This is a genomic window from Achromobacter spanius (genome assembly GCF_002812705.1).
Lineage (GTDB): Bacteria > Pseudomonadota > Gammaproteobacteria > Burkholderiales > Burkholderiaceae_B > Achromobacter > Achromobacter spanius.
This window is the reverse complement of sequence record NZ_CP025030.1, coordinates 2315009-2327494: the sequence shown is the minus strand read 5'-3', so window position 1 is coordinate 2327494 and position 12486 is coordinate 2315009. Positions and strand designations below refer to the sequence as shown.

Annotated in this window: 8 protein-coding genes and 2 riboswitches; of the genes, 1 reads left to right on the top strand and 7 read right to left on the bottom strand. The window is 64.4% G+C overall.

Annotated features, from left to right (window positions below; translation table 11 throughout):
• The first annotated feature begins 160 nt into the window (after nucleotides 1-160).
• Nucleotides 161-2119, top strand: a complete 1959-nt coding sequence (locus tag CVS48_RS10595) for a DUF945 family protein (protein WP_100854416.1) — start codon at nucleotides 161-163, stop codon at nucleotides 2117-2119.
• A gap of 75 nt (nucleotides 2120-2194) precedes the next feature.
• Here CVS48_RS10595 and gcvP read toward each other — a convergent pair whose 3' ends face one another.
• The 7 genes from gcvP to CVS48_RS10560 form a co-directional block, all read right to left on the bottom strand.
• Nucleotides 2195-5068 carry an aminomethyl-transferring glycine dehydrogenase gene (gene gcvP / locus CVS48_RS10590; protein WP_100854415.1) on the bottom strand — a complete coding sequence of 958 codons (2874 nt, stop codon included), beginning with the start codon at nucleotides 5066-5068 and terminating at the stop codon, nucleotides 2195-2197.
• Between the two features lie 75 nt (nucleotides 5069-5143).
• Nucleotides 5144-5521 carry a glycine cleavage system protein GcvH gene (gcvH, locus tag CVS48_RS10585; RefSeq protein ID WP_100854414.1) on the bottom strand — a complete coding sequence of 126 codons (378 nt, stop codon included), beginning with the start codon at nucleotides 5519-5521 and terminating at the stop codon, nucleotides 5144-5146.
• 102 nt (nucleotides 5522-5623) lie between these two features.
• Nucleotides 5624-6724: a glycine cleavage system aminomethyltransferase GcvT gene (gene gcvT, locus CVS48_RS10580; protein WP_100854413.1), complete on the bottom strand. Its 1101-nt coding sequence runs from the start codon at nucleotides 6722-6724 to the stop codon at nucleotides 5624-5626.
• Nucleotides 6725-6816: 92 nt separating this feature from the next.
• Nucleotides 6817-6940: riboswitch (glycine riboswitch) on the bottom strand.
• A 34-nt stretch (nucleotides 6941-6974) separates the two neighbouring features.
• Nucleotides 6975-7071, bottom strand: a riboswitch (glycine riboswitch).
• A 117-nt stretch (nucleotides 7072-7188) separates the two neighbouring features.
• On the bottom strand, nucleotides 7189-8082 hold the full coding sequence (locus CVS48_RS10575; protein ID WP_100854412.1) for a ZIP family metal transporter: 894 nt from the start codon (nucleotides 8080-8082) through the stop codon (nucleotides 7189-7191).
• A 29-nt stretch (nucleotides 8083-8111) separates the two neighbouring features.
• Nucleotides 8112-8726, bottom strand: a complete 615-nt coding sequence (locus CVS48_RS10570; protein ID WP_100854411.1) for a superoxide dismutase — start codon at nucleotides 8724-8726, stop codon at nucleotides 8112-8114.
• 219 nt (nucleotides 8727-8945) lie between these two features.
• A complete protein-coding gene (locus CVS48_RS10565) occupies nucleotides 8946-10148 on the bottom strand; it encodes a BaiN/RdsA family NAD(P)/FAD-dependent oxidoreductase (protein ID WP_100854410.1) in 1203 nt (400 codons plus the stop codon).
• A 23-nt stretch (nucleotides 10149-10171) separates the two neighbouring features.
• Nucleotides 10172-12433 (bottom strand): arginine/lysine/ornithine decarboxylase, encoded by a 2262-nt coding sequence (locus CVS48_RS10560; protein WP_100854409.1) that lies wholly within the window; start codon nucleotides 12431-12433, stop codon nucleotides 10172-10174.
• Nucleotides 12434-12486: the final 53 nt, after the last annotated feature.

Sequence of the window (12486 nt, the reverse complement as noted above, 5' to 3'; positions counted from 1 at the left end):
CGCACGGTCATGTGTCCCTTCGCGTCGGTATACTCCGGCGCGGGCCCTTACAGGCCCATGAATGCGTATATGCCGGCAGCCGCGCGTGGGCGACCACGCAGCGATGGCTCAGGGCCTGGCCTGCCGGATATGACTCGACAATCAACGAAGAAGCAAAACGATGAAAAAGAGCGTAGCGATCACCCTCGGCGTGGTCATAGTGGGAGCGGGAAGCTGGATAGGCGCCACTTGGTACACCGGCAAACGCATAGAGGAAAGCTCGCAACGCCATCTGGCCGAAGCCAACGAAAAGCTGGCCAAGCTGACGCCGTTGTTCGGTCTGCGCATTGACCAGATCAAGTACGAACGCAGCCTGTTCTCGACCCAGGCGCGCTACGGCCTGTCGCTCGTGAAGAACGACAAGGCCCTGGACGACATGCCCGCCGGCATGATTGAGTTCGACGCGGTCATTGAACACGGCCCCTTCCCCAAGACCGCGCTGTCGCGCGGCGCCTTCGCGCCCAAGCTGGCTTTCGTGCACGCGGAAGTCGCCAAGACGGACGACCTGCATGAAGTGTTCACCCTGACCAACGGCGTCTCGCCCCTGGTCAGCGACGCCATGGTCAGCTACAGCGGTACCACCACCTCCACGTCCAGGATTGCGCCGGCGGCGACGGCCCTGCAAGGCAATACGATCGAATTCAGCGGCATGGTGATCACCGGCACGTTCGACCGTTCGCTGGAAGCCGTCACCGCCCACGGCGTGATGGACAAGCTGGCCATCGACGGCTCGAAGAGCAACGACCCCGTTGTCATGGCCATCACCGGCATGACCATGGAAGTCAACAGCCGCATGGGCAAGTTCGGCTTGTCCATGGGCGACTCCGATCTGAAGATCAAGCGCATCGACGTCACCCGCAAGGGCGACGACATCAAGCTGTCGCTGGACAACTTCGGCTATGGCGTGAAGCTGGCCGAGGACGACAAGAACATCAACGTGCAAGCCGCCTATCAAACGGGCGACATCACCGTGAACGACGTGGCGCTGGGTAACGGCCAGGCCGTGATCAAGCTGGCCAAGCTGGACGGCCAGGCCGTCAAGCAACTGTCCGACACCTACAACCAGCTGCTGCGCCAAATCATGGCGCAAACCGAAGACGAAGGCCTGAAGGACGAGCAGATCCAGACCATGCTGGACGCCGGCGGCAAGCTGCTGGCGGGCAACCCGTCATTCAGCATCGACCCCATCAGCTGGAAGACGCCCAAGGGCGAAAGCAAGCTGAACTTCACGCTGGACCTGGCCAACCCGGCCGACATCAAGAACCTGACGCCGCAAGAGATCGCCGTGCAGGCCATCAAGCGCATCGACGCCACGCTGGTCATCTCCAAGCCGATGGTGCAGGACCTGGCCAAGCAATACGCGATCAAGAAAGAAGGCCTGACGCCTGAGAAGGCAGCAGAAGAAGCCGACGAAAGCGTGCGCCAGATGGCCGGCATGGCCGAGATGCTGAACGTGGGCAAGAACGACGGCGACAACATCGTCGGCAAGTTCACCTTCGCTGACGGCATGGGCAACTTGAACGGCAAGGAGATTCCCGCCGACGAGCTGTTCAGCGGTTTGCTGGGCGCGACCGGCATGGGCGGCACGGACGACTTTGACGACGAACCCACGCCGGAAATGGGGCAGGAAGAACCGGCCGCGGATACGACGTCCGCCGTCGGCGTGATGCAGGATTTCAACCTGGACACCGTCAGCAGCCTGCTGGACGACATGGGCATCACCGCCAACAAGGTGGATGGCAACGAAGGCCCCGTGCTGGTGCTGGATGCAGGCAACACCGGCGCCAGCGATCTGCGCCTGGAATTCCTGTGCAACGACTTCACCGAAAAGTGCCTGGACCTGGTCATGACGGCCACGTACAAGACCAAGAAGCCGATGCCGCTGAAGGCCATCAATAGCTGGAACCAGGAATACCGCTGGACGCGCGCCTATCTGGACGACAAGAACCAGGCCGTGCTGCAGATGGACATGAACGCGGAAGGCGGCATCGGCAAGGACAACCTGCAGATCCTGCTGAATACCTTCATCAGCATCGCCGAAGACTTCAACACGGCAGCGCAGGCAGCGCCGGCCAAATAAGGCTGATACCCAACCGGGCAAACGCCCAGCAAAAAGCCTCCATCTTGCGATGGAGGCTTTTTTATCGCCATTGCGTTACGCGTAAGCTTCAATCGGCAGGCAGGCGCAGACCAGGTTGCGGTCGCCATAGGCGTTGTCCACACGGGCCACCGGCGGCCAGTACTTGGCCTCGCGCAGCGACGCCACCGGGTAGGCGGCCTGCTGGCGCGGGTAGTCGTGCAGCCATTCTTCGGCCAGCAGCATCTGCGCGGTGTGCGGCGCATTCTTCAGCACGTTGTCGTCGCGGTCACGTTCGCCGCGTTCGACCTGGGCGATCTCCTCGCGAATCGAAATCATGGCGTCGATGAAGCGGTCAAGCTCGGCCACGCCTTCGGATTCCGTGGGCTCGACCATCAGCGTGCCCGCCACCGGGAAGCTCATGGTGGGCGCGTGGAAGCCGTAGTCCATCAGGCGCTTGGCGATGTCTTCGGCGCTGATGCCGCTGGTTTCCTTCAGCGGGCGCACGTCCAGAATGCACTCGTGCGCCACGCGGCCATTGCGGCCCGCGTACAGCACCGGGTAATGGTCGCGCAGGCGGGTGGCGATGTAGTTGGCGTTCAGGATGGCCACTTCGGTGGCGCGGCGCAGGCCGTCGGCACCCATCAGCGCGATGTACACGAATGGAATCGGCAGAATGCCGGCCGAGCCGAACGGCGCGGCCGAGACCGGGCCGACCTTGGCGTCGCCGGGCAGCTTGCCCTGCTCGTTCACCACGCCCGGCAGGTACGGCGCCAGATGCGCGCGCACCGCCACGGGACCCACGCCGGGGCCGCCGCCGCCGTGCGGAATGCAGAAGGTCTTGTGCAGGTTCAGGTGCGACACGTCGGACCCGAACTTGCCCGGCTGGGCCACGCCCACCATTGCGTTCATGTTGGCGCCGTCCAGGTACACCTGGCCGCCGGCCTGGTGGACCAGGTCGCAGATTTCGGTGACGGCTTCCTCGAACACGCCATGCGTGGACGGGTAGGTGATCATCAGCGCGGCGAGCTTGTCGCCCACCTGTTCGATCTTGGCGCGCAGGTCGGAAAGATCGACGTTGCCGTTGGAATCAGACGCCACCACCACCACGTCCATGCCGGCCAGTTGGGCCGATGCGGGGTTGGTGCCGTGGGCCGACGCCGGGATCAGGCAGACGTTGCGCTGATGCTGGCCGTTGGCCTGGTGGTAGCCGCGAATCGCCAGCAGGCCGGCGTATTCGCCCTGTGCGCCCGAGTTGGGTTGCAGGCTGATGTTGTCGTAGCCAGTGATTTCGCACAGCGCGGCGGACAGGCGGTCGATCAGCTCGTTGTAGCCCTGGCTTTGCGAGGCAGGCGCGAACGGGTGGATCAGCGCGAACTCGGGCCAGGTGATGGGGATCATCTCGGCCGTGGCGTTCAGCTTCATGGTGCACGAACCCAGCGGGATCATCGTGCGGTCCAGCGCCAGGTCCTTGTCGGCCAGCTTGCGCAGGTAACGCAGCATGTCGGTTTCGGATTGCACGCTGGAGAAGACCGGGTGCTTCAGGATGGCGCTTTCGCGCGCGACCGATGCGGGAATGCCGCTGGCGGCGGCCGCGTCCAGCGCGTCGATGTCGAGTTCGACGTCGTCGCGTTCCAGGCCGGCGGCGAACACGTTGACCAGCGCTTGCAGGTCAGCGACGGTGACGGTTTCGTCCAGCGACACCGCCAGGCGCGCGCCATCGACACGACGCAGGTTGATGTGCTCGCACTCGGCGGCGGTCAGGATGGCCGGGGTGGCGGCGCCGGTTTCCAGCAGCAGCGTGTCGAAGAACGTGTCGTTCACGACCTTCACACCCAGCTTGATCAGTTCGCCACGCAGGATGGCGGTGCTGCGCTGCACGCGCTGGGCGATGCGGCGGATGCCTTCCGGACCATGCCACACGGCATACATGCCGGCCATCACGGCCAGCAGCACTTGCGCCGTGCAGATGTTGGACGTGGCCTTCTCGCGGCGGATGTGCTGTTCGCGCGTTTGCAGCGCCAGGCGCATCGCCGGGTTGCCTTGCGCGTCTTTCGACACGCCGACCAAACGGCCGGCCATGTTGCGCTTGAAGGAATCCTTGCAGGCCATGAAGCCGGCGTGCGGGCCGCCAAAGCCGAACGGCACGCCGAAGCGTTGCGCCGAACCGATGGCGATGTCCGCGCCCCACTCGCCCGGGGCGGCCAACAGGGCCAGCGCCAGCAGGTCGGTGGCGCAAGCGACCACGGCGCCTTGCGCGTGGGCGGCTTCAGCCAGCTTGCGGTAGTCGGACACGGAACCGGTGCTGTGCGGGTATTGCAGCAGCACGCCAAAGCACTCGGGCAGGCCTTCGGCCTCGTCACCGACGGCGATTTCCAGCCCCAGGCCTTCGGCGCGCGTACGCACGACTTCGATGGTCTGCGGATGCACGTGGCGCGAGATGAAGAACACCGGGCTTTGCGACTTGGCGCCACGGCGAGCCAGCGTCATGGCTTCGGCGGCGGCGGTGCTTTCGTCCAGCAGCGAGGCGTTGGAGATGTCCAGCCCGGTCAGGTCGGCGACCATGGTCTGGTAGTTCAGCAAGGCTTCAAGACGGCCCTGCGAGATCTCCGGCTGATACGGCGTGTAGGCCGTGTACCAGGCGGGGTTCTCAAGAATGTTGCGCAGCACGACGTTGGGCGTCTGCGTGCCGTAGTACCCCTGGCCGATGTAGTTGCGAAAGACCTTGTTGCGGCCGGCAATCTGCTTCAGCTCGGCCAGCACGTCTGTTTCGCTGCGCGAGGGCGGCAGCGCCAGCGGAGCCTGGCTGCGGATCTTGGCGGGCACGACTTCGTCGATCAGGGCGTCCAGGCTGGCGCTGCCAATCACTTGGAGCATGGCGGCCTGGTCGGCGTCGGACGGGCCGATGTGGCGGGGGATGAAGTCGGTATGGGTGTCTAGGGCGCGCGACATGGAGAGATCTCGGGGTGGTGGTGCATTTCGCGAGCCGGGCGCGCCACGAGGACGGCGCGCCCGGCTCGAACCGGCTTAACCGTTGGCGACGGCTTCGTAGCCGGCGGCGTCCAGCAGCTTGTCGGCGTCGGCGGCGTTCACCGGCTTGATCTTGAAGATCCAGGTGGTGAAGGCCGATTCGTTGATCAGGCTGGGGTTGTTTTCCAGTTCGTCGTTGAAGGCAACGATTTCACCGGTGACGGGGGCGTAGATGTCGGAAGCGGCCTTGACCGACTCGACCACGCCGGCGGTTTCACCCGCGTTCAGCTTGGCGCCGACCTTCACGTCGCCAACGAAAACCAGGTCGCCCAATTGGTCCTGGGCGGTGTCGGTGATGCCGACGACGAACACGTCGCCTTCAGCTTTGACCCATTCGTGGGACGGGGTGTACTTGCGATCGGTGGGCAGGCTCATGGGAAATCCTCTAGGGAATACGGGGTAGATGAATGGTGTTGCGCGCCTCGCGCGAACGCCGCGTGCATCCAGGCAGGCGGCCGGTCGCGCGAAGCTTCGAGTTTACGAGTGTTCGACGGCTTTGCCGTTACGGACGAAGGGCAGCTTGCAGACCAGGGCGGGCACCCATTTGCCGCGGATATCGACTTCGACCGTGTCGCCCGGACGCACGCCTTGCGGCAGGCGGGCAAAGCCGATCGACACGCCCAGCGTGGGCGACATGGTGCCGCTGGTGAGTTCGCCCGTGCCGGCCGGCGTGCGCACGGCCATGTGGGCGCGCATCACGCCGCGCTCTTGCAGCTTCAGGCCGACAAAGGCGGCGGGGGTGGCGAATTGTTCCAGCGCATCGCGGCCGATGAAGCGACGCTCGGCGTTCTTCAAGGACACGGTCCAGGTCAGGCCGGCCTGGTCGGGCTGGGTCAGCTCGTCCATGTCCTGGCCGTACAGGTTCATGCCGGCTTCCAGGCGCAGCGTGTCACGCGCGCCCAGGCCCGCAGGGCGCACACCCTGGGCGGCAAGGTCGCGCCACAGTTGCACAACGTCAGCGGCGGGCAGGACGATTTCAAAGCCGTCTTCGCCGGTGTAGCCGGTGCGCGCGACCAGCGTGTCGCCATCCAGGCGGGCGGCAACGAAAGGCGTCAGGGGTTCGGTGGCGGCCTGCCAGGCCGGGCGCGCGGCCCAGACCTTGGCGCGGGCGTTGGGGCCTTGCACGGCCACCATGGCCAGGTCACGGCGCGGGGTGATGGCGACGTCAAAATTGCCGGCCTGCTTCACGCGCTGCATCCAGGCCACGTCTTTGTCGGCGGTGCCTGCGTTGACCACCACGCGCCATTCGTCGGCGGCGAAGAAATAGATGATCAGGTCGTCGATGACGCCGCCCTGCGGGTTCAGCATGCAGGAATACAGCGCCTTGCCGGGCACGGTCAGCTTGGCAACGTCGTTGGCGACCAGGCGTTGCAGGAAGGCGAAGGCGTCCGGACCGGCGACGTCAACATTCAGCATGTGCGACACATCGAACATGCCGGCGTCCTGGCGCACCACGTGGTGTTCCTCAAGCTGCGAGCCGTAGGCCAAGGGCATGTCCCAGCCGCCGAAATCGACCATTCGGGCGCCGGAGGCGATGTGTTCTTCAGCCAGCGGGGTGCGTTTGAGGGTTGCGGACATGCGCGAGAACTCCGGGACGGCAATGCTTTGCCAGGGTTACGGAATGCCGGTCGTGACAAGGCAGACTGCGCTTGCACGGCATCGGCTGAATCTTCCGCCCCTCTGTCCTTTTGCCTGAGAGTTGCCCCGCGCGTGGCGGGTTTGCACCTTCGGCGCCTGGGCTGCTCGCTGTGTCCCGAATTCGGGGCGGCGCCAGGTCTCTCCAGAGTACTGTTTTGCCGCATCCACACGGTGAAAAACCGGGACGGGGCAAGCATGTGCGGTATCGGTTACCTGAGCGATTCTGGGCGAATTGCGCCTTCGGCGGCGGCCCCGATAAAGCGGCCGCTCTCTCCCGCGAACATGCGTGACAGCGGCGCCAAGCATACAACGAAAACAAGCACCGGAAAAGCGCCATTTCGGGGCTCGACCCCTGGGCAAACCGCTGCCGGGAAGCCGCGCCACGCTTGGCGCCAGCGCCGGAACTAGCCCAGCGCCGTGTCCAGCAGCATCATCAGCACAAAGCCCAGCATCAGCCCGCACGTGGCGTAGACCTCGTGCCCCTTGCGGTGCGATTCGGGAATGATTTCATGGCTGATGACAAACAGCATGGCGCCCGCCGCGAAGCCCAGGCCCCAGGGCAGCAGCAACGCCGACCAGCCGACGATGGCGGCGCCCAGCACGGCGCCCAGCGGCTCGACCAGCCCCGACAACATCCCCAGCGCCACGGCGAAGGTTCGCGTGTAGCCGGCTGCCAGCAACGCCACCGCCACGACCAGCCCTTCGGGAACGTCCTGGATGGCGATGCCCGTGGCCAGCGCGGTGCCGGCCACCGGATCGCCGCCCGCGTAGCCGACCCCGATGGCCAGGCCTTCGGGCAGGTTATGCAAGGTGATGGCGATGACGAACAACCAGGCCCGGCGAATGCGGCGCGACTCGATGCCTTCGCGGCCCTTGATGAAGTGCTCGTGTGGCAGCGTGCGATCCATGATGAGCAACACGGCGGCGCCCAACAGAATGGCCGCCCCTACCGTCAGCCCCGCCCCCCACGGCCCCATGCCCTGGCTTTCGGCCGCCGCGATGCCCGGGGCCACCAGCGAAAACGCGCAGGCCGCCAACATGACGCCGGCGCCGAAGCCGAACATGCTGTCCTGGACCTTCTGCGGAATGGTGCGGGCGAACAGAATGGGCAAGGTGCCCAGCGCGGTGGCGGCGGCCGCCACCAGTCCGCCCAGCAAGGCGTCAGCCACGTGCGGCGCGCGCACATCCAGATAGGCCCACAACTGGTGCAAAGCCAGACATGACACCAAGACCGCCAGCGTCCAGACACTGATGCTGGTGGCCGCGGGACGCACGCGATGACGACTGAAGGTGTTCATGGGGCGGCTGCCTCCGTCACAGAGCGGGCTTAGCCCTTCGCAGCCGCATAGCGGCGAGCCACTTCGGACCAATTCACGACATTGTAAAAGGCGCCAATGTATTCAGGGCGACGGTTTTGGTACTTGAGGTAATAGGCGTGCTCCCAGACGTCCAGGCCCAGGATCGGGGTGTTGCCCTGCATCAGCGGGCTGTCCTGGTTGGCGCTGCTTTCCACCACCAGCTTGCCGGCGGGCGTGACCGAGAGCCAGGCCCAGCCGCTGCCGAAGCGGGTCAGAGCGGCTTTGGTGAAGGCCTCGCGGAAAGCGGCCAGGCCACCCAGTTCGGATTCAATAGCGGCGGCCAGCGCGCCATCGGGTTCACCGCCGCCTTCGGGCGACATCACGGACCAGAACAGGCTGTGGTTGGCGTGGCCGCCGCCATGGTTGCGGACCGCGCCGCGTATGGCTTCGGGCAATTGGTCCAGCCGCGCGACCAGGGCTTCAACGGGTTCTTCCGTGCTGATACCTGCGCCATCCAGCGCCGCGTTCAGGCTGGTGACGTAGGTTTGATGATGCTTGCTGTAGTGGATCTCCATCGTCATTGCGTCGATGTGGGGCTCCAGGGCGTCATAGGCGTAGGGCAGCGTCGGAAGGGTATAGGCCATGCATGTCTCCGTGGAACTGGCCCCCTTTTTTAGCGAAAGGCACCAGTTAAAATCGAAAACATAAATGATATGTATTTTTATTTGATAAAACAATGGCGGCGTGGATGTTGGGCCATCACCGCGCCATCGCTGCTCCATCGCTGCTCCATCGCTGCTCCATCGCTGCTCCATCACTGCGATGAAGACAACGACCGACTACAGCGCCAACTACATCGCCAACTACAGCGCCTTGCCGCAGGCCACACCCGAAGCCCAGGCCCATTGGAAGTTGTAGCCCCCCAGCCAACCGGTCACGTCCACCGCTTCGCCAATGAAATACAGGCCGGGCGTGGTCTTGGCCTGCATGGATTTCTGATCCAGCCCGCGCGTATCGACACCACCGCGCATCACTTCGGCCTTCTTGTAGCCGGCGGTGCCGCTGGGCACCAGTGTCCATTGATGGATGTCTTGCGCCAACGCGCGCAGCGTTTTGTCCGGCGCGTCGGCCAGGCGCATCGCGGCCAGGCCGGGCTTGCCGCCCTGCTCCGCCAGATGCAGCCACCGATCGGCCAGCCGTTTGGGCCACAACCCGGCCAGCACGGTGTGCAGTTGCTGCCGGTTGCCCGACTTGGACGCCAGCAGTTCTTCGGCCAGGTCCCTGCCTGGCGCCAGGTCGATGACGATGGGTTCGCCCGGCTTCCAGTAGCTGGAAATCTGCAAGATGCCCGGCCCGGACAGGCCACGATGGGTGAACAGCAGGTCTTCCAGGAATTCGCCACGGGTCTTGCCCTGCCCCGTGTGCAGGCCGACTTCCAGCGCCACGCCCGATAGTTCGGACAGCGCCTGCCATTCTGCGGGGTCAAAGGTCAGCGGCACCAGCGCGGGCCGGGGCTCGACGACCTTCAAGCCGAATTGGCGCGCGATCTTCAAGCCAAAATCGGTGGCGCCCAATTGCGGGATCGCCATGCCACCCGTGGCCACCACCAGCTTGGCCGCGCGGATCACGCCCTGGCTGGTGCGCAACTCGAAGCCCTGCTCGCCATGGCTGATCTCGGCCACCGAACAGCCCATGCGCCACTGCACATTGCCCGCGTCGCACTCGGCGCGCAGCATATCGATGATGGATTCGCTGGAATCGTTGCAGAACAACTGGCCACGATGCTTCTCGTGCCAGGCGATGTGATGGCGCTTCATCAGCGCCAGAAAATCCTGCGGCGTATAGGCCGACAGTGCCGAGCGGCAGAAATGCGGGTTATCGGACAGAAAATTGGCGGGTCCGGTCCCGATGTTGGTGAAGTTGCAGCGGCCGCCGCCCGAAATGCGGATTTTCTCGGCCAGGCGCTCGGCGTGGTCGACCAGCACCACGCGCAAGCCGCGCTGGCCGGCTACCGCTGCACACATCATCCCAGCGGCGCCGGCGCCGAGTACGGCTACATCAAACATCAGGACTCCAGACCCGCCGGGTCTTATTCTTCGATCAGGCAATCAACGTAGTAGCGCTTTTCGCCATCCGGACCCACTTCGTCGGCCAGGCCGTGAATATAGGTTTCGAAGCCGGGGAAGCGCTCGTTGAATTCACGCGCGAATTGCAGGTACTGCACGATGGTGCGGTTGAAGCGTTCGCCCGGAATCAACAACGGAATGCCCGGGGGATACGGGGTCAACAGCACGCCCGTGACGCGGCCTTCCAGCTTGTCGATGTCAACACGCTCGACTTCGCGGTGCGCCATGCGCGCAAAGGCGTCCGACGGCTTCAGCGCCGGCACCATGTCGCTCAGGTACATCTCGGTAGTCAGGCGGGCGACGTCGCGCGCGCGGTAGGCTTCGTGGATTTCCTGGCACAGATCGCGCAGGCCCATGCGCTCGTAGCGGCGATGCACGCGGCAGAAGTCTGGCAGGATGCGCCACAGCGGCTGGTTGCGGTCGTAGTCGTCCTTGAACTGCTGCAAGGCGGTCAACAGCGTGTTCCAGCGGCCCTTGGTGATGCCGATGGTGAACAGGATGAAGAACGAATACAGGCCGGTCTTTTCAACCACCACGCCGTGTTCGGTCAGGTACTTGGACACCAGCGCGGCCGGAATGCCGGTTTCGCCAAAGCTGCCCGACATGTCCAGCCCCGGCGTGATGACCGTGGCCTTGATCGGGTCCAGCATGTTGAAGCCTTCGGCCATTTCGCCGAAGCCGTGCCAGTGGTCGTTGGCTTCCAGGATCCATTCGTCGCGGTTGCCGATGCCTTCGGACACCAGGCGGTTGGGGCCCCAGACCTTGAACCACCAGTCGTTCTTGCCGAATTCCGATTCCACCTTGCGCATGGCGCGGCGGAAGTCCAGCGCTTCGCGGATGCTTTCTTCGACCAGCGCGGTGCCTCCGGGCGGCTCCATCATGGCGGCGGCCACGTCGCACGACGCGATGATCGCGTACTGCGGCGAGGTCGACGTGTGCATCAGGTACGCCTCGTTGAAGACGTTGCGATCCAGTTTGCGGGTCTCGGATTCCTGCACGATGATCTGCGAGGCCTGCGAAATACCGGCCAACAGCTTGTGCGTGGAGTGCGTGGCGAACACCATCGCGTCCTGGCTGCGCGGGCGGTCCAGGCCAATGGCGTGCATGTCCTGGTAGAACTCGTGGAACGAGGCGTGCGGCAGCCACGCTTCGTCAAAGTGCAGCGTATCGACATAGCTGCCGAGCTGTTCCTTGATCATTTCCACGTTGTAGATGACGCCGTCGTACGTGCTTTGCGTCAGCGTCAGGATGCGCGGATTCTTGTTCACCGCTTCGCGCGCGAAGGGGTTGGCTTCGATCTTCTTGCGGATGTTGTCCGGGTGGAATTCTTCCAGCGGGATCGGGCCGATAATGCCCAGGTGGTTGCGCGTGGGGCGCAGGAACACCGGGATCGCGCCCGTCATCGTGATGGCGTGGAGGATCGACTTGTGGCAATTGCGGTCCACCACGACGACGTCACCGGCCGCGACGTTGGCGTGCCACACGACCTTGTTGGACGTAGACGTGCCGTTGGTCACGAAGAAGCAGTGGTCGGCATGGAAGATGCGCGCGGCGTTCAGTTCGGACTCGGCAATGGGGCCGGTGTGGTCCAGCAGTTGGCCCAGTTCGTCCACGGCGTTGCAGACGTCGGCGCGCAGCATGTTTTCACCGAAGAACTGGTGAAACATGCGGCCCACGGGGCTCTTCAGGAAGGCGACGCCGCCCGAGTGGCCGGGGCAGTGCCAGGAATACGAACCGTCTTGCGCGTACTTGACCAGCTCGCGGAAGAACGGCGGGGGCAGCGAATCCACGTAGCTGCGCGCTTCGCGGATGATGTGGCGCGCCACGAATTCGGGGGTGTCCTCGAACATGTGGATGAAGCCGTGCAGCTCGCGCAGGATGTCGTTCGGAATGTGTTCCGACGTGCGCGTCTCGCCATACAGATAGATGGGGATGTCGGCGTTGCGGAAACGCAGTTCGCCGATGAACATGCGCAGGTTCTTGATCGCGCTGGCCACGTCCTCGGGCGAGTCCACGTCGAACTCTTCATCGTCGATGGACAGGATGAAGGCGCTGGCGCGGCTTTGCTGTTGCGCAAACGAACTCAGGTCGCCATAACTGGTCACCCCGATCACCTCGACGCCCTCGGCCTCGATCGCTTCAGATAAGGCACGAATACCCAAACCGGACGCGTTCTCGGAACGGTAGTCCTCGTCGATGATGAAAATGGGGAAGCGAAATTTCATGCAGGCGCTCCTGGGGGCATGGCGGGTTCGGACGCGTAACGCGGCGCGAGTGT